Source organism: Anoxybacillus sp. PDR2 (genome assembly GCF_009834045.1).
Taxonomy (GTDB): domain Bacteria; phylum Bacillota; class Bacilli; order Bacillales; family Anoxybacillaceae; genus Anoxybacteroides; species Anoxybacteroides rupiense.
The window spans coordinates 1,970,235-1,993,437 of sequence record NZ_CP047158.1 but is presented as its reverse complement, the minus strand read 5'-3'; the positions used below and the strand labels follow the sequence as shown (position 1 = coordinate 1,993,437).

The 23,203-nt window shown below is 43.2% G+C and carries 21 protein-coding genes and 1 tRNA gene; 16 read left to right on the top strand and 6 right to left on the bottom strand.

All coding sequences use genetic code 11. The features are described from left to right. Positions 1-72: 72 nt before the first annotated feature. The 5 genes from GRQ40_RS09535 (at position 73) to GRQ40_RS09515 (ending at position 4,539) form a co-directional block, all read left to right on the top strand. A complete protein-coding gene (locus tag GRQ40_RS09535) occupies positions 73-1,035 on the top strand; it encodes an MBL fold metallo-hydrolase (protein WP_159719855.1) in 963 nt (320 codons plus the stop codon). 98 nt (positions 1,036-1,133) lie between these two features. Beyond that, on the top strand, positions 1,134-1,922 hold the full coding sequence (locus GRQ40_RS09530) for an SGNH/GDSL hydrolase family protein (protein ID WP_159719854.1): 789 nt from the start codon (positions 1,134-1,136) through the stop codon (positions 1,920-1,922). Then, a complete protein-coding gene (locus tag GRQ40_RS09525) occupies positions 1,919-2,827 on the top strand; it encodes an ABC transporter ATP-binding protein (protein WP_044741610.1) in 909 nt (302 codons plus the stop codon). The genes GRQ40_RS09530 and GRQ40_RS09525 overlap by 4 nt, the downstream gene beginning before the upstream one ends. Continuing rightward, positions 2,820-3,800, top strand: a complete 981-nt coding sequence (locus GRQ40_RS09520) for an ABC transporter permease (protein WP_044741609.1) — start codon at positions 2,820-2,822, stop codon at positions 3,798-3,800. Before GRQ40_RS09525 ends, GRQ40_RS09520 begins: the two co-directional genes overlap by 8 nt. A 115-nt stretch (positions 3,801-3,915) precedes the next feature. Next, positions 3,916-4,539, top strand: a complete 624-nt coding sequence (locus GRQ40_RS09515; protein WP_370514156.1) for an NUDIX hydrolase — start codon at positions 3,916-3,918, stop codon at positions 4,537-4,539. A 42-nt stretch (positions 4,540-4,581) separates the two neighbouring features. Here GRQ40_RS09515 and GRQ40_RS09510 read toward each other — a convergent pair whose 3' ends face one another. Next, positions 4,582-5,475, bottom strand: a complete 894-nt coding sequence (locus GRQ40_RS09510; protein ID WP_159719852.1) for a DMT family transporter — start codon at positions 5,473-5,475, stop codon at positions 4,582-4,584. A gap of 129 nt (positions 5,476-5,604) precedes the next feature. Between GRQ40_RS09510 and GRQ40_RS09505 the strand changes: the two genes are divergently transcribed. The 8 genes from GRQ40_RS09505 to GRQ40_RS09470 all read left to right on the top strand — a co-directional run bounded on the left by GRQ40_RS09505 (position 5,605) and on the right by GRQ40_RS09470 (position 12,799). Then, positions 5,605-6,492: a LysR family transcriptional regulator gene (locus GRQ40_RS09505; RefSeq protein ID WP_159719851.1), complete on the top strand. Its 888-nt coding sequence runs from the start codon at positions 5,605-5,607 to the stop codon at positions 6,490-6,492. Positions 6,493-6,575: 83 nt separating this feature from the next. Continuing rightward, positions 6,576-7,001 carry an SRPBCC family protein gene (locus tag GRQ40_RS09500; RefSeq protein ID WP_159719850.1) on the top strand — a complete coding sequence of 142 codons (426 nt, stop codon included), beginning with the start codon at positions 6,576-6,578 and terminating at the stop codon, positions 6,999-7,001. Between the two features lies 1 nt (position 7,002). Further along, complete coding sequence (locus tag GRQ40_RS09495; protein WP_066149007.1) at positions 7,003-7,338, top strand: ArsR/SmtB family transcription factor; 336 nt, start codon at positions 7,003-7,005, stop codon at positions 7,336-7,338. A 253-nt stretch (positions 7,339-7,591) separates the two neighbouring features. Beyond that, positions 7,592-8,791, top strand: coding sequence for a DNA polymerase IV (locus GRQ40_RS09490; protein WP_201295952.1), 1,200 nt, complete (start codon positions 7,592-7,594; stop codon positions 8,789-8,791). 398 nt (positions 8,792-9,189) lie between these two features. Next, positions 9,190-9,492, top strand: a complete 303-nt coding sequence (locus tag GRQ40_RS09485) for a metal-sensing transcriptional repressor (RefSeq protein ID WP_066149121.1) — start codon at positions 9,190-9,192, stop codon at positions 9,490-9,492. A gap of 13 nt (positions 9,493-9,505) precedes the next feature. Next, on the top strand, positions 9,506-11,890 hold the full coding sequence (locus GRQ40_RS09480) for a heavy metal translocating P-type ATPase (RefSeq protein ID WP_159719848.1): 2,385 nt from the start codon (positions 9,506-9,508) through the stop codon (positions 11,888-11,890). 22 nt (positions 11,891-11,912) lie between these two features. Beyond that, positions 11,913-12,119: a copper chaperone CopZ gene (copZ, locus tag GRQ40_RS09475; RefSeq protein ID WP_066149004.1), complete on the top strand. Its 207-nt coding sequence runs from the start codon at positions 11,913-11,915 to the stop codon at positions 12,117-12,119. 128 nt (positions 12,120-12,247) lie between these two features. Further along, the gene (locus tag GRQ40_RS09470) at positions 12,248-12,799 is read left to right on the top strand and encodes a DJ-1/PfpI family protein (protein ID WP_066149757.1); all 552 of its coding nucleotides are present in this window, start codon (positions 12,248-12,250) and stop codon (positions 12,797-12,799) included. Between the two features lie 224 nt (positions 12,800-13,023). Here the strand turns inward: GRQ40_RS09470 and GRQ40_RS09465 are convergent, their stop codons facing one another. The 5 genes from GRQ40_RS09465 to GRQ40_RS09445 form a co-directional block, all read right to left on the bottom strand. Beyond that, on the bottom strand, positions 13,024-13,932 hold the full coding sequence (locus GRQ40_RS09465; RefSeq protein ID WP_159720837.1) for a DMT family transporter: 909 nt from the start codon (positions 13,930-13,932) through the stop codon (positions 13,024-13,026). A gap of 176 nt (positions 13,933-14,108) precedes the next feature. Next, positions 14,109-14,606 carry a DinB family protein gene (locus GRQ40_RS09460; RefSeq protein WP_159719847.1) on the bottom strand — a complete coding sequence of 166 codons (498 nt, stop codon included), beginning with the start codon at positions 14,604-14,606 and terminating at the stop codon, positions 14,109-14,111. 109 nt (positions 14,607-14,715) lie between these two features. Next, entirely contained in the window at positions 14,716-15,933 is a 1,218-nt protein-coding gene (locus tag GRQ40_RS09455; protein ID WP_066149763.1) for an MFS transporter, read from the bottom strand. 24 nt (positions 15,934-15,957) lie between these two features. Continuing rightward, complete coding sequence (locus GRQ40_RS09450) at positions 15,958-16,398, bottom strand: MerR family transcriptional regulator (RefSeq protein WP_066149766.1); 441 nt, start codon at positions 16,396-16,398, stop codon at positions 15,958-15,960. Between the two features lie 269 nt (positions 16,399-16,667). Then, positions 16,668-17,672, bottom strand: coding sequence for an LLM class flavin-dependent oxidoreductase (locus GRQ40_RS09445; protein WP_159719846.1), 1,005 nt, complete (start codon positions 17,670-17,672; stop codon positions 16,668-16,670). A 528-nt stretch (positions 17,673-18,200) separates the two neighbouring features. Here GRQ40_RS09445 and GRQ40_RS09440 point away from each other — a divergent pair. The 3 genes from GRQ40_RS09440 (at position 18,201) to odhB (ending at position 22,742) form a co-directional block, all read left to right on the top strand. Continuing rightward, positions 18,201-18,272: transfer RNA gene (locus GRQ40_RS09440), tRNA-Gln, on the top strand. Positions 18,273-18,574: 302 nt separating this feature from the next. After that, entirely contained in the window at positions 18,575-21,433 is a 2,859-nt protein-coding gene (locus tag GRQ40_RS09435) for a 2-oxoglutarate dehydrogenase E1 component (RefSeq protein ID WP_159719845.1), read from the top strand. Positions 21,434-21,476: 43 nt separating this feature from the next. Then, positions 21,477-22,742 carry a 2-oxoglutarate dehydrogenase complex dihydrolipoyllysine-residue succinyltransferase gene (odhB, locus tag GRQ40_RS09430; RefSeq protein WP_159719844.1) on the top strand — a complete coding sequence of 422 codons (1,266 nt, stop codon included), beginning with the start codon at positions 21,477-21,479 and terminating at the stop codon, positions 22,740-22,742. Positions 22,743-23,203 lie beyond the last annotated feature (461 nt).

Below are 23,203 nucleotides of genomic sequence, written 5' to 3'. Positions count from 1 at the left end.
TTTTTATAGAGATTCTTCACTTATTTTGATAAAATATTTAGAAAGCTTCAATAGGGAATGGGAGATGAATGTATGCAGACGATCATGGATTTAGGAAATGGAATTTCGCTAATTGATGTATTCGATGTCGGCTGGGCTGAGCGTACCGGTACATATGTGCTTCATGAAGAAGAGCTGACGATTATCGAAACGAGCGCCAGCCCATCGATTCCGCATTTATTAAAAGGTCTAGAAGCTTTAGGATTGCATACCGCTGATGTGCGCAATATTATTGTGACGCATATTCATTTGGATCATGCTGGCGGTGCGGGACTGTTGCTAGAAAAATGCCCCCATGCAAACATTATCGTTCATCCGAAAGGAAAGCGCCATTTGGCCGATCCTACGCGATTAATTCAAGGGGCAAGAGCGGTGTATGGAGAAAAATTTGCCGAATTGTTTGAGCCGATCATCCCGATTCCGGAAGAGCGCATTGTAGTAAAAGAAGACGGGGACACACTTCAGCTGAGCGAGCATCGCACTTTAACGTTTTTCAACACTCCTGGACATGCGAACCACCATTTTTCCATCTATGATTCTCGGAGCAAGGGAATTTTTACAGGGGATACGTTAGGGGTATTTTACCACCAGCTGCTGGAATACGGACTGGAGTTGTATTTGCCTTCCACTTCACCAAACCAGTTTGATCCCCATGCGATGCTTGCCTCGGCAGAACGGCTCGAAGCCTTAGAACTCGATTATGTTTATTTTGGTCATTTTGGCATGTCTAAAAATCCGAAGGCTGTATTTGAGCAGCTGCGCTATTGGCTGCCAAAATTTATTGAAATAGGAGAACACGTGATGGAGAAACAGTCCACCCGTGATTTTGAAGAAAAAGCGAAGGCGGTGACTCAAGGTCTGTTGGGGCTTGTACAGCCGCTTTTATCCGAACATCATGTGCCGCGGCAGGCTCATGTACACTCTGTGCTGGAGCTGGATGCTAGTGTTTGTGCGATGGGAATTATTGATTATTTGCAAAAACGATTGGGTCAATAAAAGCGGCTGCTTGATGCGCCGCTTTTTTTCCATTCTGCAGCATTCTATTTTATAATGAATGATAGTACAGTGTGCTGCGAAAGGATGATCGTGGGAAAATGAATATGGTAAAAGTGATTGCGGTTCTTTCTATCATTGCAGGAGGCTGCTGGCTTTTTGGGCTTGGCTTGACCGTTTACGACCAATTTTTTCAGCCAACTGCTTCGCTGTCGACCCATTATCGTGCAGAAGAAACGACTGATGAGGACCACCGTTTGCAGATTGTGGCGATTGGTGACTCATTAACCCGGGGAACAGGTGATGAAACAGGAAAGGGGTATGTTGGCTACGTTTTGGACGAGCTGCGGACGAAAACGAAGCAACCGATTCAGCTGACAAATTTGGCGATCAAAGGACAGGTGTCGGAGCAACTGCTGCAACAACTCCAGCAAAATGAAGTACAGCGCCAATTGAAGCAAGCGGACTTTGTATTTATGACGATCGGCGGCAATGATTTGTTTCAAGGAGGAGAGACGCTACAGAATCTCTCGGCTGAGTACATCAACCGAATAAAAAGCGTTTATTTGCGTCATTTAGATGCCATTTTCCGAACGATTCGATCGGTGAATCCAAACGCGGTTGTTTTTTATATTGGGCTTTACAATCCATTTAACCAGCTAGATCATGCGGAAACTACTTCAGCGATTGTGCGCCAGTGGAATTATGATTCAGCCGAAGTAGCGGCGCGTTATCCTCATATTATTGCTGTTCCAACGTACGATTTATTTGAATTGCATGTCAATGATTATCTTTATAGCGATCAATTCCATCCAAATAAGGAAGGGTACAAGCTGATCGGCGAACGGCTGTCTTCGCTGATTACATTTACAAAGGAGGGGAAAAAATGACGCAGACGCTCGTTGTTGAAGATTTGCAAAAAAAAATCGGAAGAAAAACGATTATTAAAGGTCTCTCATTTTCGTTAAAAAAAGGGGAAGTATTTGGTTTTTTAGGCCCTAATGGAGCGGGAAAAACGACGACGATTCGTATGCTTGTCGGCTTGATTAAACCGTCAGCAGGCCGAATTACGATTTGTGGATATGATCTTCAGCGTCAATTTACGAAGGCCATCCGTCATATTGGCTGTATTGTAGAAAACCCTGAACTTTACCCTTATTTAACTGGATGGGAAAATTTAGAACATTTTGCTCGCATGCTACCGGATATTTCGAAAGAACGAATAACGGAAGTAGTCAAGCTTGTAGGATTGCAGAACCGTATTCATGACCGCGTTCGCACCTATTCATTAGGGATGAGACAGCGTTTAGGTATTGCTCAAGCGTTGTTAGGAAAGCCATCTGTGCTGATTTTAGATGAACCGACAAATGGACTGGATCCGATCGGCATTCGCGAGATGAGGGAGTTTATTCGTTTTTTAGCCGAAAAAGAAGGGTTAAGTGTGCTTGTTTCTTCTCATTTATTGAGTGAAATTCAGCTGATGTGTGATCGGGTAGCGATTCTGTCAAAAGGAAGCATCATTCGCATCGATACAGTAGACCGTTTATTAAAGGAACAAGCGCGGGTCGTTTGGAAGGTAGAGCCGCTGGAACAAGCAAAAAAACAATTGGAAAGCGAAACGGTGATTTTATCAGCACAGGCTGATACATTGATTACATATTATGAAAAAGAGAAATTGGCAGCATGGAATGAAAGATTAGTGCAAGCAGGTGTTAAGGTGAGCCAAATGGAACCGAAGTTGCCGACACTAGAGGATTTATTCATTGAGCTGACAGGAGGAGAGACGATTGACTGATCTTGTCTATAATGAAATGTTAAAAATTATCCGTAAAAAGCGGTTATTTATTATTGCTGCCATTACCGCTGTTCTTGTGGCTTTATTTACATATGCGCAATTTAAGCATGTACAGGATGTGCAAAAACGGCTCGGCACGGCCGATTGGCGAACACAGCTTCAGCAGCAAATTATTGATACGCAAAATCGCTTGAATTCAAGCGGCATTGATGAAGAATGGCGTAAGTTTTTACAAATTCGCCTTCAGCAGCAACAATATTATTTAGACCACAACATTAATCCGTCGGCGCCAGGGGCTCCGACTTTTATGCGCACCTTTGTTGAAAACGCTATTGATCTGTTTCTTCCATTGATGGTAATGGTCGTAGTGGCTGATTTAGTTTCTTCAGAAGCAAGCGGAGGAACGATCAAATTATTGCTCACAAGGCCAATAAAGAGATGGAAAATCCTATTAAGCAAATATATCGCGATGCTATTGTCGATCTCCTTTATTGTCCTATCACTTGTATGTCTCTCATGGCTGATTTCCGGCGCTGTATTCGGATATGGCGGATGGAATTTGCCGCTGTTGACAGGGTTTACAATTCAAGGAGAAGAATTGAATACAGCCAATGTCCACTTAATTTCTCAATGGAAATATTTGTTGATGGAGCTAGGACTTGCTTGGTTTGTAGCTGTTGTTGTAGGAACATTGACATTTATGTTATCGGTATTAATAAGAAGCACGGCAGCCGTGATGGGAGTCATGCTGGCAGCCTTGATTTCTGGCGCTATTTTAGCGAACATGGTTTCTTCTTGGGAATCCGCCAAATACTTTTTTATGGTCAATTTGCGTCTGACAGACTATATTAGTGGAACAGCGCCGCCGATTAATGGAATGACGCTCGGATTTTCGATGAGTGTTCTAGCTGTATGGGGAATCGCTGCCTTGCTTATCGCTTTTTTCGTTTTTGTTAAGCGTGATGTTTATTAATCCATTTTTTTCATAAATACAGCTTGAAATGGAACGAATCTTCTTAAACAAGCCGGCTGTCAAAATAAAAGAAAGTTCCAAACATTTTTTATCTATAATAGGATAAAAGGGAGGGATGAGAATGGATGGAAAGATCAAAAAGCTGCAGCAGCGAACTCCGTCACTGCTCGGCATCGAGCAGTTCGCCAAATTTGCCATTCTGCTGCCGTTGATAAAAAAAGAGAAAGACACTCATCTGTTATTTGAGGTTCGCTCACTTCAGCTTCGGCGACAGCCTGGGGAAATTTGTTTTCCAGGGGGCAAGGTCGATCATGACGATGAGAATGAACAAGCGGCCGCTATCCGTGAAACGTGCGAGGAGCTGGGAATCGAAAAAGATGCTATTCATGATGTATTTCCGCTTGATTATATGGTTTCCCCATTTGGGATGGTCCTTTATCCGTTTGTCGCTACTCTTGCTTCTCCTCATTTAATAAAGCCGAATGAATCGGAAGTGGACGAAATCTTCACAGTGCCGTTGTCGTTTTTTTATGAGATGCAGCCAGAGATTTATCATGTGCAGCTTCAAGCGTGTCCCGATGCCAATTTTCCTTTTGATAAAATTCCAGGAGGAAAAAACTATCGTTGGCGTCCGCGGCAAATCGATGAATACTTTTATTATTATGAAGATAAGGTCATTTGGGGACTGACGGCAAAAATTGTTCATCATTTTATTGAGCTTCTTCGGTCAACGGAATAGCCATAGAAACGTTTGGGCAGCAAAAACCCAAACGTTTTTTGTTTACATCTCCATCGCTTTTCTTGCCGCTATGCTTTGTCGCTTTTGCTTTCCGCTTTGAACTTGAGCATAAATAACACCAAACAGGACGAGTGCAGCTCCAAAGTATCCTTTAAGCGGCAAAACCTCTTCTAAAAAGAGGTAGCCGAATAAAGCAGCAAAAACAGGTTCAAGTGAAAAAATCAAGCCGGTATAAGTGGCTGTCGTATATTTTTGAGCAACTGTTTGTACGACAAATCCAATTGCGCTGCAAAATATGCTTAAGGAGAAAATGGCGATCCATGATTCTATTTGAGTTGGAATACTTGGCGATTCAAACAAAAGCGAGCATAAGGCTCCAAGACCTCCGCAAAAGCCAAGCTGCAGGACGCCAAGGGCAATGGAGTCAACGTTTTTGGTCAGCTGCCCGGTCAACATAATATGAGCCGCATACGATACCGCTGTCATTAGGCAAAATATATCCCCTTGGCTTATCGCGAAGCCGTGGTTTAATGTTAACAGTCCGATTCCGCACATGGCAGCGCCTGCGCCGATGATGACTCGTTTTTCTGGTTTTTTCTTTAAAAAGATAGCAGAAAACAGCGGAACTAATACAACGGTGAATCCTACTAAAAAGCCCGCATGTGAAGTAGAGGTGGATTTTACGCCTACTGTAACGAACGCAAATACGAAAAATAAGATGGTTCCTAGAAGCGCTGCTCTTTTTACAATTTTTCGGTCAAGCTGAAGCAGCCGTCGATAAAAAATAAGGGACGATAAGCAAAAAGCAATGCCGAATCTCCAAGCAATCAAGCTAAATGGTTGAATGGAATTTAGTCCCATCTTCATAAATAAGTAAGAAGAACCCCAAAATATCGTAATTAAAAATAGCATGACATTTGCTTTCGTTTGACTCATTGGTTGACCCTCTCCCTAAATTGTTGAATGGATTGTTTGGTAAATAGTATACATGTACAATGAATATAAGAAAATTGAATCTTTATCATATTTTTTATGAAAAAAATTCATGAAAAAGGAGCAAAATGGATGTCGTTGACTAAGTTTGAAATATTCCATGCAGTGGTAGAGTTTGGCAGTCTTTCGAAAGCAGCGGAGGCTCTTCGTTTAACTCAATCGGCCATAAGCCATGCCATCGCGAGCTTGGAAGCGGAGTGGGGATTTTTGCTTTTACAGCGAGACCGATCGGGTGTGCGTTTAACAAGCAATGGAGAGCAAGTATTGAAATTAGTGCGAGAAATACTAAATTGGAATGAAAAATTAAAACAGCAGGTCGCTGCTATTAACGGATTAGAGGTTGGTATGGTGCGAATCGGCACTTTTACTAGTGTTTCAGCGCGATGGCTTCCCGGGGTCATTCGCATGTTTCATATGCACCATCCTTTGATCGAGATTAAACTGTTAGAAGGGGATTATGACGAGATTCGCCATTGGATTTCCAGTGGAGAGGTAGATTTTGGTTTTTTATCTTTAACAGCTGCGAAATCTTTAGAAACGATCCCTTTAAAGAAGGATCGAATGGTGTGCATGGTTCCACGGCAACACCATTTATCTGGAAAAACATCGATTCCACTCGAGCAGCTCGAAGAAGAGGAGTTTATTATGCCAAAATGGGGATACGACCATGATGTGAGAACTATATTAAAGGAAAATCGCGTGTTTCCGAAAGTGAAGTATGAGGTGGTAGAGGATCAAGCGATTATAGCTATGGTACAGCATGGGCTTGGCATCAGTATTTTGCCAGAAATGGCGCTTTTTCGAATGCCAGATGATCTTTGTACCATCCATTTAGAGGGAGATTATTACCGGACGATTGGCATCGCAGCGTCATCTTTCTATCACCTTTCTCCTGCCGCCAAAACATTCATTCATTGCGTTCAATCATGGCTTCGTTCACAAAGCTTGCTAGATTTTTAGAAAAATTGACATGAAACTAAATGGTTTCGTATAATCAAAATGAAACTATTTGGTTTCGAAAAATAAAGCTGGAGGACATGAAAATGAACATTGGAAATCGTTCTTCGTCAACGGATATTCGTCGAACAGTGAGATTAAATGCCCCTATTGATCAAGCATGGAAAGCGGTAGCTACCTCCGAAGGTCTTGCAGCTTGGTTTATGCCGAATGATTTTCAACCGATTGTCGGCCATCGATTTCATCTCAACGCTGGTCCGTTTGGAATGTCACCGTGCGAAGTAACCGAAATAAATCCGTCGCACCGACTTTCATTTTGCTGGGGAAAGGACTGGGTTTTGACGTTTGAATTAAAGGAGATAGCCAACCAGACAGACCTTACATTGATCCATTCTGGATGGGATATGGACAAGGAGACAGAATTTGGAGAACGTCACACCATCGTACGCGACCGAATGGATCAGGGCTGGGGGAAGCTGCTTGCATCATTAAAGGACTATTTAGAGGTATAAAATGTCAGCTTTATCAAAAAAGCATGATGTGTTCCAAGCCATCGCTGATCCTACTCGGCGAAAGCTATTAAACTTGCTGGCGGATGAGGAATTATCTGTTACCCTTATCAGCAAACATTTTCCGATTAGCCGTACCGCTGTTTCGAAGCATTTGCGTATTTTGGCGGAAGCAGGTCTTGTTCAAAAGAGGAAAGTCGGGCGGGAAACGCGGTATCGTTTAGAACCGACTCCGCTTCTTGAACTGAAGAACTGGCTTGCTTTTTACGAACGATTTTGGGATAACAAACTTGTAATGCTTCAACATTATATAGAACACGATCGAAAAACAGATGTATAATAGTAGAAAAAGAGCGAAAATAGAGCCAAGTCGAACCACACTGGCTCTATTTTCAGGAAAGCAAAAAACTCGCAATGGCGACTTTTTCCTGACCGCTACCTTTTAGCCGCACATTTAGTGTACTAATTGGTGGACATCCATCCGGTGTCGTGACGTTTGTGGTTTTTGAATTTACTGCTGCTGGTTTAAGTCGCGTCTGATGTGCATATGTTTAATCATTTTTTACATGGAAAAATGACAGGACGTGGGTTCGATGAATCAGAAAAAAGGAAGGATCATTTTTCACGTTGACTGTAACTCGTTTTTTGCCAGTTGTGAAATCGCTCGCCAACCCGAATTAAAAGAAAAAGCAGTCGTGGTGGCTGGAGATCCGAAAGAACGGAAAGGAATTGTTCTGGCTGCTAATTATGTTGCTAAGCAGCGTTATGGCATTTATACGACAATGACGCTTTGGGAAGCGAGAAAAAAGTGTCCGGAGCTGGTTGTCTTGTCCCCTGATTTTAGTTTCTATCGCAAAATGAGCCAGGAAGTATTTCGCTTTTTAGCCTCTTTTTCTTCCGTTCTAGAACTTGCTTCGATCGATGAAGGCTATTTGGATATGACAGCATGTGAATGGCCTAGGCCGCCGCTCGAAATAGCGGAACGGATTCAAAAAGGATTGCTGCAGACGCTGCAAATTCCTGTCAGCATTGGGATTGCGCCTAATAAATTTTTAGCTAAAATGGCGAGTGAAATGAAAAAGCCACTGGGAATTACTGTGCTGCGGAAGCGGGAAGTCCCAGTGAGGCTTTGGCCTCTTCCGGTCCAAGCGATGCATGGAATCGGTGAACGAACGGCGCAAAGACTGAATCACATGGGCATTTTTACAATTGGCGAGCTGGCAAAAGCAGAGATGCCTCTCCTTCAGCAGTCCTTCGGAGTAAACGGTATTCGCCTTAAGGAGCGGGCGAACGGAATCGATGATCGTCCGGTGGATCCCGAAGCCCGGACGAAAGGGAAATCAGTTGGAAATTCTACCACTCTTTCGCAAGATGTGACGGAGGAACGAGTCCTTTTCGATGTTCTGCGCCGTTTAGCACAATTGGTTAGTCAGCGGATGAAGCAAAAAGGTGTGGTTTCTGCGACTGTTCAAATTATGGTCCGTTACCGTGATTTTCAGACGATTACACGCAGCAAAACATGGGAATGTCCGTTTCAAGAGGCAGATGAAATTTTTCAATATGCCGCATATCTGTTCAAAAAGCATTGGAATGGAAGCGCTGTAAGACTTCTTAGAGTTACGGCGTTGGATGTATTTGATCAAAAAGAGGCGGTTAAGCAGCTGGATTTATTCCATTTTGAAGAGGATGCGAGGGACGAAGCGTTGTTGAATACAGTGAAGCATCTTCAGAAGAAGTTTGGTCAAAACATTATTCTTCGTGGCTCTGAACTGCTTCATAAGCCTGACAAATAGAAACGGGTTAGAGAAGAGGAGATGCGTCTCTTTTCACATCGTAGGCAAAGTCCATTTTGGCTTTGTCTACCATCATTTTCAGCATCTTTCATGCAGGGCGAAGGCATTGATCAAAGTAAGTATGAGAGGAGCAGAGATGCATCTTCTTTCATTTTGGGTCAAGCCATAATCATTTATTTCGTTAATGAATAACAAGTAGACACATGGGATGAGTCTCTCTCACCTACCCTCCGTATAAGAGGGGAAGGCTTTTCGGTAGATGATGTTAAAAGGAGCGAGCAAAGGAAGCGGGGGTCATCACATTTTCACCTTGGAGAAAAAATAGAACTCTTCTTTTGCATCTTATACCCATTACGGGTATAATGTAATTGAAGAAGTTGCTGAATATGAAAGAAGGGATGACAATGGAGCATCATGATCATAAAAAGACGATGCGCACCGAGCAGGAAATAGACGATTTGCTAAAGCGGCTCAGGCGCATCGAAGGACAAGTGCGCGGGGTACAAAAAATGATTGAAGACCATCGCTATTGCGTGGATATTTTAGTGCAAATTTCCGCTATTACGGCTGCGCTAAACAAAGTGGGATTGAACCTGTTAGAAAGACATGTCAGCCATTGCGTGGCCAAAGCGATTCGCGATGGCAACGGAGAAGAATCAATCCGAGAGCTCATGGATGTTTTTAAGCAATTTGCGAAATAAGGGAGGAAGGGCCATGAGTCAACAAAAGCATGTAACAATGAAAATTACAGGGATGACATGTGCCGCTTGCTCTAATCGAATTGAGAAAAGGCTAAATAAGATGGATGGGGTACAAGCTACGGTGAATTTGGCGATGGAAACGGCAGCGGTTCAATATGATTCCTCCAAGCAAACCCTTGCAGATATTTCCGGCCAAATTCAGAAGCTTGGATACGGTATTGCTTCCAAAAAAGCGACATTCGATATGGAAGGAATGACATGTGCCGCTTGTGCAGCAAGAATTGAAAAAGGATTGCAGCGAATGGATGGCATCGCTGATGTCGCGGTCAACTTGGCGACGAATCGTGCTGTTGTCGAGTATTATGAAGGAATGGTGACAATCGAACATATCGTAGAGAAGATGAACAAGCTTGGCTATAAAGCGCAAATTCAAGATAGCAAGCACAAGTCTAAGCAAAAGCAGCACCAAAAACAACCGCTGCTTTTTGTCTCTGTTGCCTTATCGTTGCCGCTTCTTTATACGATGATGGCGCATCTGCCGATCAGCACAGGCTTGCCGATGCCATCATTATTGATGAACCCATGGTTTCAACTTTTTTTAGCTACTCCAGTGCAATTTTATATCGGAGCTCCTTTCTATATGGGGGCGTATCGGGCGCTGCGCAACAAGAGTGCGAATATGGATGTACTGGTCGCTCTCGGCACGTCAGCGGCCTACTTTTATAGCTTGTATGAAGCGGTACAAGCCTTTATACATCCTGGGTACGTGCCAAGTCTCTATTTTGAAACAAGCGCGGTATTAATTACGCTTGTACTTGTCGGCAAATACTTTGAAGCGTTGGCAAAAGGAAGAACGACAGAAGCGATTACTAAACTATTGAGCTTGCAGGCAAAGGAAGCAATTGTGCTCCAAGATGGTCAAGAAAAGAGAGTGCCGATTGAGAAGGTGCAGGTTGGTGATCTTCTCCTTGTCAAGCCTGGAGAGAAAATTCCCGTGGATGGACTTGTCGTTTCTGGATCATCGTCTGTCGATGAGTCAATGATTACCGGAGAATCGATTCCTGTTGATAAAAAAGAAGGAGATGTTGTCATCGGAGCTACTATTAATCAACAAGGGGCACTAACGATTCGGGCAGAAAAGGTCGGAAAAGATACGGCACTTGCCAATATTATACGAATTGTTGAAGAAGCGCAAGGCTCCAAAGCACCCATCCAGCGCCTTGCGGATGTGATTTCGGGAATCTTTGTTCCCATTGTGGTCGGCATTGCTTTAGTAGCGTTTGTCATCTGGTATGCTTGGGTGATGCCGGGAGATTTGCCAAAAGCGCTTGAAGTAGCGATTTCTGTACTTGTCATTGCGTGTCCATGCGCTCTCGGTCTTGCTACTCCGACGTCCATCATGGTCGGGACAGGTAAGGGAGCAGAGCAGGGCATTCTTTTTAGAGCGGGAAAATCATTAGAAATGGCTCATAAGATCCATACCATTTTGTTAGACAAAACAGGAACCGTGACAAAGGGAAAACCGGAGGTAACCGATATCCTTGTGCTGCAAAACGAAATGATCAGCTATGCCGCTTCTGCTGAAGGTGTTTCTGAGCATCCATTAGCGCATGCTATTGTCGAATATGCGAAGCAGCAACAGATTTCGCTGAAGCATGTGGACTCTTTTTCCGCTATTGTCGGCCATGGTCTGAAGGCGTTGGTCGAGGGGAAAGAGGTAATCGTCGGAACGCGCAAACTGATGAAGGAATACGGAATTGCGTTTTCCATGTATGAAGAAAAGCTAGTTGAATTTGAAAAGCATGGAAAAACAACAGTGATGGTTGCCATCGAGGGACAGTTGGCTGGTGTAATTGCCGTCGCTGATACTGTAAAAGCAAGCTCAAATGAAGCGATTCAAGCACTAAAGCAGCTCGGTCTGGAAGTATGCATGGTGACAGGAGATAATCAACGGACAGCAGAATTCATTGCTCACCAAGTGCAGATCGATCATGTATACGCAGAAGTGCTTCCAGAAGAGAAGGCGGATCTTGTCGCGAAACTGCAAAAACAAGGGAAGCAGGTGGCGATGGTCGGTGACGGCATCAATGATGCGCCGGCTCTGGCGAGAGCGGATATTGGCATAGCGATTGGCACCGGTACCGATGTTGCCATTGAAACAGCGGATATCACATTAGTTGGTGGAGATTTGCGCCATATTCCGAAAATGATCCAGCTGAGCCGCAAAACAATGAAAAATATTCGTCAAAACTTATTTTGGGCTTTATTCTACAATTCAATCGGCATTCCGATTGCGGCGTCCGGTCTATTGGAGCCATGGATTGCCGGCGCCGCCATGGCATTCAGCTCCGTTTCAGTTGTGGCGAACGCGCTTCGCTTGAAGCGTGTGAACATATAAAAATAAAAGGGAGGAATTCATCATGACCGTTACATTGCAAGTAAAGGGAATGACATGCGCACATTGCAAAGCCGCTGTGACGAATGCTTTGCGCGAGCTTGAGGGCGTGCAGCGCGTGGAGGTACACCTTGAGAAAGGAACAGTGGATGTTGAATATGATGAAGCAACAGTGAAGCTTGAAGCGTTAAAAGAAGTGATTGAAGAACAAGGATATGATGTAGAATCATAATTTTGCGCGGCATCTTCTCATTTGAGAAGATGCTTTTTTATGCTATTATTAGGACATTTTTCTTTTTCTTTTTTTGTTTTTCTATTATGATAGAGATGTAAAGAAAAAAATGGTAAGGAGGAAGGATCATGAGCAAAAACGTATTAATTGTCGCAGGTGATGCGGTGGAGGCGCTAGAAATATACTATCCGTACTACCGGTTGCTGGAAGAAGGATATCAAGTAACGATTGCGGCTCCTAAGAAAAAGAAATTGCACACCGTTGTCCACGATTTTGCTAATTGGGATACGTATGTGGAAAAGCAAGGATATTTGATCGAAGCGCAAGCTGCCTTTGCTGATATTGACCCAAACGATTATGATGGATTAGTGATTCCAGGCGGACGTGCTCCTGAATATATTCGGCTTGATGCGGATCTTCAGCGAATTGTTCGCCACTTTTTTGAAGCAAACAAGCCCATTGCTGCTATTTGTCACGCTTCGCTTATTTTTGAAACGATGCCAGATGTGGTCAAAGGTCGCAGTTTGACAGCTTATATTGCCTGCAAGCCAGGGATGGAGGCATTAGGGGCAACCTATGTATCCGACCGTACGATTCATGTTGATCAAAACCTTGTTTCTGCTCATGCTTGGCCAGACTTACCAATTTTTATGCGCGAATTTATCCGTTTACTTCAATAGAAAAAGCAGGATTCTAGATTGTAGACAAAGCCAAAAGACAGGCTTTGTCTACAATTATACATATTCAGCATCCCGCATAAAAGCGTTTGTCAGAAGTCTGAATCCCCCTTATCTTAAAGGGGGATTGTTATGGGAAACCCATATCGTAACATCCAATTCGTCTGCTTTGCATGGTGATTGCGAAACAGAGCTTGATGCCGGGCGGCGTGAGAACTTTCCTTTTGTTAATGTCCAGATGAGACGGTTGCGTCTGTTGAACGAGAAGCTTTTGTCTTAGGAATAGCGGTTGCTAAATATACGCCTGTTAGCACAAGCCCGCCGCCGACAAGCTGTGGCATGGAAAGTGAATCGCCTAATAAAAAGGTGATCAGTGCGGTAAAAACGGCAATAAAATTTAAGTAGATGCCAGCATAGCTTGGTCCTACTTTTTTCACCGATACATTCCAAAACAAAAATGACAAGACGGATGGAAATAGACTAATATAAAGAATCCCGATGCTGCCGCCCTTGCTTAGTTCGTGTAATGAAAAAGGATGAAAGAACATAAAAGGAAGAAGCGTAACAATGCTAAAAAACACTGAGAAAGCTGTGGCTGTAATCGGCGGTACAGCTAATTTTCTTCCCATAATCGAATAAAGCGCCCAAACCACGCCAGCTAACAGCATCATTAAATCACCAAGGTTGTAGTTTGCTTGAAAAATGAACAGTAAATGTCCTTTTGTTAAAATAAAGAGGACACCGATCAGTGAAACAGCAAAACCAAATATGTTCATTAGGGTGATTCGTTCCTTCAATAAAAAATAGGAGAACATCACGATAATGGCTGGATTAAGGGCATTGACAATGGCCGCATTCATTGGAGACGTGTATTTAAGCGCCCCATATAAGAGCAAGTTATAGCCAATAATTCCGAGAATGCCGTTGACAAGCAGCGGTAGCCACCAGCGTTTCAACACCTCGATGTAACGTGGACGCTCCAACAGATAAGTAAGCGGAAGAAGGAAGATCAAGGCAATGCCCCAGCGAATAAATGTCAGCCATAAAGGTCCCGTTTCTTTAATCACCTGTTTTCCGACGACATAATTGCCCGCCCAAAACAAATTAGCAAGCAGCAAAAATAATTTTTCCCTCAGCGGATTTTCCTCCTTTACTATCTGTCTTATATCCTGTATTTTTCTCGTTTTACATATGTTTACATATACAAGTTGGAATGGCTTACTTAATAGATAGAGTCGACCGATCGTCAGGAAAAGGGATCATCGTCTGTTCACATTCCAATGATTTTTTTGTTCATTGAGACATTTTGGTGCTAGCCCTTTTTTCTTGGAATCGTTAATGTTTTCCATTCTGTAGATGTTAATTGCTTAGCGATATAAACAATCTGGCCGATATGGTACGAATAATGATACATTTGCCGTTCAATGGCTTCTATCACTGAATGCGGTTCATGGCGAATCGTAACCGTGCGCAGCAGATCGCTTTCGCTAATGGTGTTTAATGTAGTCAAAAAAGTATGCCATCCTTTTTCCCAACATATTAAAACCTCATCTCTGGTTGTGAACTCATTTATAAATTCGTCGTCCCGGTTTCTATTAGGTTTTTCACCGTCAGAATGAAAAAAATTCGTCCAGCGGGAAATCATGTTTCCGCTCATATGCTTGACAATGACAGCTACACTATTGGTTTCTTCATTAAAGGTGTGGAAAAGCTGATCGTCAGACAGCTGTTCCATCGCTTTCTCAGCTGTTTTTTTCATATCCATAAATCGGTCCTTAACTACTCGCAAATATTCTTGAGCAACGTTCATAGGCTCGCCTCCTTGGTTATTTTTATTCTCTTTGCATAAGCGATGTTCCTTTTTCACTTCGTTATGAAAATGTAAAACCCCGCTTCGCGATGGGGAAGCGGAGTTAGATTTAATGGGCAGCTGATGCTGTGTCGATATGCTGAAGATGTCTGCGCCCTGACAAAATAGCGGCGACCCCACAAGCGACCGCCAATGCTCCAACATAAAAAGGAACGTGCGGATTATACCATTCCGCTAGCTTGCTAGCAAGCCATGGACCGATTGCGCCAAAGACAAAGCGAATAAAGCTGTAGGCAGCAGAAGCAGTAGATCGTTCCACTGGAGCCGCCAGCATAACGGCCGTTGTCATCAGCGTGTTATTGACACCTAAAAACGCACCTGCGATAACCACAGCGCTGATTACGGTCATTTGCGAGGATGTCCAAATCCCCATAACCAAAAGCGTCAGCGCGAAACATAGTAGCATCGCACTCATAGAGCCCACAGTGCCAAAGCGGTTTTGGAGCTTTGGGGCAACGAAGACAGAAGTAATGGCGAGCAGCAGCCCCCAGCCAAAGAAGACGAAGCCGAGACCATGCTCATTTAAATTCATAACAAATGGTGTATAAGCCATTAAAGTGAAAAAACCAAAATTATAGCAGAGTGCGGCAATTCCTAATGTGAATAACGAACGATATCGCAGCGCTTTAAAGGGATCGGCTAGAGAGGTGCGTGTTTTAGGCTTCGGCAACTTTGGCAATAAGATGAGAATGGACAGAAATGCCAATGCCATTAAAACACCAACGCCTAAAAAAGGACCTCTCCATGAGATCGAACCTAATTCGCCGCCTAATAGCGGTCCGACCGAAATGCCGAGGCCAAGGGCTGCTTCATATAAAATAATGGCTTTAGCTGGTCCGCCGCTAGATAAGCCAACAATCGCTGATAAAGCCGTTGCGATAAATAGGGCATTTCCAAGTCCCCATCCTGCTCGGAATCCGACAAGCTGTTCAATCGTACTTGACAGCCCGCCGCAAACAGCAAAAATGACAATCAAGAGAGTTCCTGATAGCAATGTCCATTTTGTTCCTAAGCGGCTTGAAACGAACCCAGTAATCAGCATAGCCAGTCCGGTAATCAATGTATAGCTGGAAAACAATAATGAAACCTGGCTGGGAGAAGCATGCAACTTACTGGCAATGGCTGGTAGAATCGGGTCGACAAGACCTAATCCCATAAATGAGATGACACAGGCAAAGGCGACAGCCCATACGGCCTTTGGCTGGTCGAGCAGTCTGCCGCTTCGGGATTGAACCTCTGTTTCGATTGGCGTAGATGCGGATTTCATACTGGATCCCCCTTTATGAAATGACTATTTTGATAATTCTTCATCAATCTTTACGATCGCTGCTCGCGCCCGTTCGCGAAGCGTAACTAATTCCGTTTGAACAGACATGATTTTATGAATTTTCTCCTCGATCATTTGGAGCTGGTCGTCAAGAAGATGGATAATTTCTATTAATTTTTCTTTTCGCTCTCGCGGCTCGGTTACTTTTTTGTAATCCGCTCGCTGATTTTCTAGTGTGTCTCTGAGAGAAAGGAAGTGGTGCAACTCCTGCAATGAAAATCCGAGCACTTCTTTCGCTATCGTGATCTTTTTCAAAAACTCGACATGATCCTGTGTATAAAGTCTCGTACCTCCTTGGCTGCGGGGAGGAGGGGGCAGCAGCCCAATTTCTTCGTAATAGCGAATCGTTCGTTTGCTAAGCCCGCTTAATTTGGCCACTTCGTCAATTTTTAATAATTCCTCCATTTGAACATAGACCTCCTGTCAATTAGCCATTATATATAAATTTAACGTTAACGTCAAATTTATACATAAATATTATAGATAAATTAAGATGGATAGATATTAAAATATAATGTTAACGTTATATTTTATATAGTATGATGAGAAGTATGAGAGAATGCCCATAGTGAATGATTGCGCCCAAACAAACCGTCATGATGAATAGAAACCCCTCGCCGTTAACAGGAACAAAGGCGAGGGGAATGAATCATCTAGAAAATAGCGGGCATAAGCTATGACATCATTTCTTTGGCGATAAGCTCAAACGATCGAAGCTTGTCTTGAAAATCATAAGTAATGGTAACAAGCATAATTTCATCAGTCTTATATGCTTTGCTTAAATCGATTAATTGCTGCTTCACTTGACTTGGCGTTCCAACAATCATTCGCTTACGGTTTTCTTTTATGCGTTTGATTTCGAACGGGCTATAAGAATAGGCGGCAGCCGTTTCTGGGCTTGGAGTGCCTGTTGCTTTCATGCCTTGTTCAATCATTAAAAGAGAAAGGTCTAAGCTAGACGCGATCCGTTCCGCTTCTTGTTCTGTTTCGCCACAAATCACAAAAGTAGCGACCATGCTTAATGGCTGTGATAAATGGCGGGAGGGAATAAACCGCTCATGATAAAGCTGGGTATAGTACTCTCCTCCTTCTCCATTAATGAACCGTGCAAAGACAAACGGTAATCCTTTTTGGGCGGCTAAGATGGCACTTGCAGAACTGGATCCTAGCAGCCAGACGCTTGGAGATTCTTGAATATGAGGAGTAGCCTTTAACCCATAAAAGGGGTGAGCGCTATCAAGATCATCATGCAAGTAGCCGAGTAAGTCATCAATTTGCTCAGGGTAGCGATCGACATTTCTTGGTCTTCCATCATGCAAAGCCATGGTAGCCAGAGGCATGCCTCCTGGGGCTCTTCCCAGACCTAAATCGATGCGGTCTGGATAAAGACCTGCTAATACCTTAAAATTTTCCGCTACCTTATAGGCGCTGTAATGCGGCAGCATCACGCCGCCGGAGCCGACGCGAATGCGATTGGTTCTTGCTGCGATGTGAGCAATTAAAACTTCTGGAGAGGAGCCGGCCAAACTTTGTGTATCGTGATGTTCTGAGACCCAAAAACGAACATAACCCAGTTTTTCAACAAACTCAGCAAGCTTTGCTGTATTCGAAAGAGCCTCTTCTGCTTTCATTCCTTGTGAAATGGGTGATTGATCTAACACACTTAATTTTAAACGCATCGAATAGTTTCCTCCCTTAAAAGCTGGTATTTACTATTATTAAGCGGCTATAAGAATATGTCTATTGATCTGCTTAGCAAGCGGACGTCTTTACTGTATATATCATGAACGAATAGGAGTGGCAAACATTCATAAACGGAAGGAAGAGGAAGTTGAGTGATTTGCTTTTTCATTATCCATATGACGTCCAAATCGGTCATGATCTGCTCATTTTAGAGACAAAATTCGTGCATCAATTGATCGCTATAAATGACAATGGATTTCTAGCATTTGTTCCCTATTTCTTCTGATGACTCGAAATGTTGCTGCTTTTTCATTGATAGGGACTTGTCAATCTGAATCTGTATAGTGGCGCACTCATAGGTAGTTTAGCAAAAACGATAGGAGTCAATTTGTTACTTCCCCGTTTTATTGTATACGGTTATTCTAACTTGGTTATACTACAATTGAGCACGTTGGATATGCCAGTGGCACTCCAGCATATCATTACATAGCATAATCATAAAAATTTGTTCTCCTTTATATCAATGGGCTATAGCCAAGCGGTAAGGCAACGGACTTTGACTCCGTGATGCGCTGGTTCGAATCCAGCTAGCCCAGCTATCTCAATTGGAGCCATTGCGATTTTCTTCTTTACATTACATTTTGTTTGTAAATTTTGTTTCTAAAGAAGAAATAAGCATGGCTCTTTTTATGTTTTTTTTATATAATGAGTACGGACGAAAAGTTAGAAAAGTAATAAAAATCAAGTTATTTGGATTTTCGTCTAAATCGTAGTAAAATGGAAATGAAATCGGTTTATCTTCCATTTCAAGTGTGTAGATATTTGAATTCAAGAAATGGTTTTGTGTCTCGCTTGTTGATGGAAGAATTCGTAATCAGTGCTGGAGGGTTATCTAAAAATGAACACGCTTAGTGACAGTAGCAGAAGTCCATGGGAAAAATTTCACGGTCCAAATCTCGGATACGTCATGGAGATGTATGAGCAGTATGTGCAGGATCCTAACTTGGTTGACGAAGAGCTAAGGAGCCTGTTCGACCGTTGGGGACCGCCTGAGTTGGCGGACGCAGGTCGTTATGACAACCAAAAAAGCATAACGGTTGACTCTTATGTTTCGCCAAGTGCATTGGAAAAATGCGTCCAGGCTGTTAAGCTGGCGGAGCATATTCGCGTTTTCGGCCATTTGGATGGAAAAATCAATCCGTTAGAAACGGAAGAGCAACGTTCAAAGGCACAAATAGATCTGCAAAAGTTTGGGTTGACGAAAAAGGATCTTTTATCAATCCCAGCTTCCATTATAAGTCCATATTTGCCTACTCATATAAAAAATGCGTTTGAAGCCATTGAATATTTAAAAGAAGTTTACACATCTAAACTTACGTTTGAATTTGGCCATGTTCAGGATGAGGAAGAGAAGAACTGGCTTTTGCGGATGGTAGAATCAGGGGAGTATCGTCCGGTCGTTTCCAACGAAAAAAGAGTCGAAGTTCTTAAACGTTTGACAGAAGTGGAAATTTTTGAGCAATTTTTGCATCGGACATTTGTAGGACAAAAGCGTTTCTCCATTGAAGGGGTTGATACGCTTGTTCCATTGCTCGATGAAATCATTTCTGAGTCTGTACAAAAAGGCATCCAATCGATTAATATTGGAATGGCCCACCGCGGTCGTTTAAATGTTTTGGCACATGTGCTAGGAAAGCCGTATGAGATGATTTTTGCTGAATTCCAGCATGCGCCAAATAAAGAATTGATCCCATCTGAAGGATCGATCGGAATTACATATGGATGGACAGGAGATGTGAAATACCATTTAGGGCTTGATCGAAAAATTAAAAAAGAAAATACGGTTCGTGCCGTTATCACTTTAGCCAATAACCCAAGCCATTTAGAGTTTGTCAATCCAGTGGTGGCTGGTTATACGAGAGCTGCACAAGAGACTCGAAACAAGCCTGGCTTTCCTGAACAGGATGAAAATAAAGCGCTTGCTATTTTAATTCATGGCGATGCCGCATTCCCAGGTCAGGGGGTCGTCGCAGAAACGTTAAATTTAAGCCGATTAAGAGGCTATAAGACAGGTGGAACGATTCATATCATCGCTAATAATATGATTGGATTTACGACAGAAAGCGAAGATTCTCGCTCTACCAAATACGCGAGCGATTTAGCAAAAGGCTTTGAAATTCCGATTGTTCATGTGAATGCGGATGATCCGGAAGCCGTGCTGGCCGCTGCGCATTTAGCCGTCATTTATCGGCAAAAATTCAAAAAAGATTTCTTGATTGATTTAATCGGCTATCGCCGTCACGGTCATAACGAGATGGATGAGCCAGCTGCGACCAATCCATTAATGTATCAAATCATTCGCAAGCACCAGACGGCTCGCAAGCTTTATGCAGATCGTCTGGAACAGCTTGGAATTATCTGTTCGGCAGAAGAAGTAAATCGTTTTAGAAAAGAAGTAGAAACAAAACTGCAATCCGCTTATCAAAAAGTGGCCAATGTGAAAGAAGAGCTGGACTATGAAATGAATCCGCCGGAAGTAGCGGAAAAAGGCATTCCAAAAATTCATACAAGCGTACCAGCTGAGGTTTTGGAGCAAGTGAATCACGAGCTTGTACAATGGCCAAAGGGTTTTCGTGTATTTAATAAGCTTGAACGGATTTTGCAACGTCGCATTCATGCTTTTCAAGAGAATAAAATCGATTGGGCTCATGCGGAGGCGCTTGCGTTTGCAACCATTCTTCAGGAAGGCATTCCGATTCGACTATCAGGACAAGATTCAGAAAGAGGAACGTTTGCCCAACGCCATTTAATTTTACATGATGAAAAAACAGGAGAGAGATTCTCGCCATTGCATCAATTGTCTGAAAGCAAGGCCTCTTTTGCGGTGCATAACAGCCCGCTATCTGAGACGAGCGTTCTTGGCTTTGAATACGGCTATAACGTTATTGCCCCAGAAACGTTAGTGATATGGGAGGCTCAATTTGGAGACTTCTCCAACTCAGCACAAGTCATTATCGATCAGTTTATCTCGTCTGGAAGAGCGAAATGGGGACAAAAATCGGGGCTTGTCATGCTTCTTCCGCACGGGTATGAAGGACAAGGGCCTGAGCATTCAAGTGCTCGGTTAGAGCGTTTCCTTACATTGGCAGCAGAAAATAACTGGACAGTTGCCAATATGACGAAATCATCGCAATACTTTCATATTTTGCGGCGACAAGCACTTGTTTTACAAAAAGAAGAAGTGCGTCCGCTTGTAATTATGTCGCCAAAAAGTTTGTTACGTCATCCATTGGTCGTATCCGGAGCGGCGGATTTGAGCGAAGGAAGCTTCCAGCCAGTGTTGCCACAACCGGGATTAGGACAAAATCCAGCGAAAGTGGAACGATTAATTTTATGCTCAGGTAAAATCGCAATCGATTTAGAAGAAAAATTGGCGGAAGTTGCAGATCGGGAATGGTTCCATATTTTAAGAGTGGAAGAATTATATCCGTTCCCAATGAAGGAAATTGCTTCTTACATTCAGCAGTTCCCGAATTTAAAAGAACTAGTATGGGTACAGGAAGAGCCAAAAAATATGGGCGCTTGGAACTTTGTTGAACCAAGATTGCTTACATTAGCTCCAAATGGTGTACATGTTTCTTATATTGGCCGGAGACGTCGTTCAAGCACAGCAGAAGGGGATCCGGTCGTTCATAAGAAGGAACAAGCAAGAATTATCAATCAAGCTTTTGTGCGTTCATACGTTCATCATATTTAAATTAAAAATATTAAAGTGAGAAGGGCGAAAGGAGATAATCACGGTGGCAGAAATCAAAGTACCAGAATTAGCAGAATCAATAACAGAAGGAACGATTTTTCAATGGTTAAAAAAACCAGGCGATTTCGTTCAAAAAGGAGAACCGCTTGCCGAATTAGAAACAGATAAAGTGAACGTAGAATTAATGTCTGAGGAATCGGGAATCATCACGCAATTGTTGTTTAACGAAGGGGACACAGTAAGAGTAGGAGATACGATTGCGATTGTATCAGAAGGAGCAGAGGCCGCTGCGCCACAAGCAGTGGAACCGGCGCCGCAGCCAGAAGCGGCAGAGCCTGTTCAACCGGCAGCAGCCCAATCGGCCCCTGCTTCCGTTGAGGAAGGAGAAGCAAAATCTGTTCAGCGTCCAATTGCTTCACCGGCGGCAAGAAAACTGGCTCGTGAAAAAGGAATCGATTTGACTCAAGTAACGCCAGTTGATCCGCTTGGCCGTATACGTAAGCAAGATGTAGAAGCTTACGCAAGCCAGCCGGTTCCAACGATTCAGCCAGCGCCAGCCGTTGAAGCTGTCAAGCCGTCGCAGCCTAGTGCGGCAATGGATCCAGAGAAACCAGTCGAGCGAATGAGAATGTCTCGCCGCCGCCAAACGATTGCAAAGCGGCTTGTCGAAGTTCAGCATACAGCAGCTATGCTGACAACCTTTAACGAAATTGACATGACGGCTGTCATGAATTTGCGCAAGCGTCGGAAAGATGCTTTTTATCAGGAACACGATGTGCGTCTTGGCTTTATGTCATTTTTCACGAAAGCGGTTGTGGCCGCATTGAAAAAATATCCGCTGCTCAATGCGGAAATTCAAGGCGATGACATCATTGTGAAAAAGTATTATGATATCGGGGTAGCGGTATCTACCGAAGAAGGGTTAGTCGTGCCTGTGGTGCGTGATGCCGATAAGAAAAATTTTGCGGAGATTGAACGTGAAATTTTACATTTAGCGACAAAAGCGCGTGAAAACAAATTAAGTCTTAAAGACTTACAAGGCGGCACGTTTACCATCACAAATGGCGGTGTGTTCGGTTCGTTAATGTCGACGCCAATTTTAAATGGTCCGCAAGTTGGTATTTTAGGAATGCACAAAATCCAACTTCGTCCTGTAGCGATTGATGAAGAGCGCATGGAAAACCGTCCGATGATGTATGTTGCACTCTCATATGATCATCGCATTATCGACGGAAAAGAAGCCGTCGGTTTCCTAGTAAAAGTGAAAGAACTTCTTGAAGATCCAGAGCAGCTTTTATTAGAATCATAAGAACCACGATGGATGGGGTGTCTAATCAGTCGATTTTCCGGCTGATAGGCGCCCCTTTCTTTCATCTTTTTACGTCGTCCACCGAGAATCTCCCACCTCTTAAGTGTAAGCGGAGGAGGTTTATGATTTTTCATCAAGAAGGATGGGGGATAAAAGCAATAGCCGTGTTTGTTTTGTATGGAGCAACATAATCTACCGTCTGGATAAAGTTCTGAAAACGCCATGAACTCTATCATCTATGTCCATTAGCTAGTTTGTTGCAAAAATGAAGGATGTTTGATGACAAGGGAATGTTCTGCCGATAGAAAGTAGAGTGGTCTTTCCAGCAATAGAAGAAGGAAATTTTGACATCTGTAAATAATTGGATAAAATGGCGCTGAATTTTATTTGAATCGATAGGGAAAGGAGGAAATTCGACTACATGAAACATGAAGGCCGTTAAAATGGTTGTAGAACAAAGT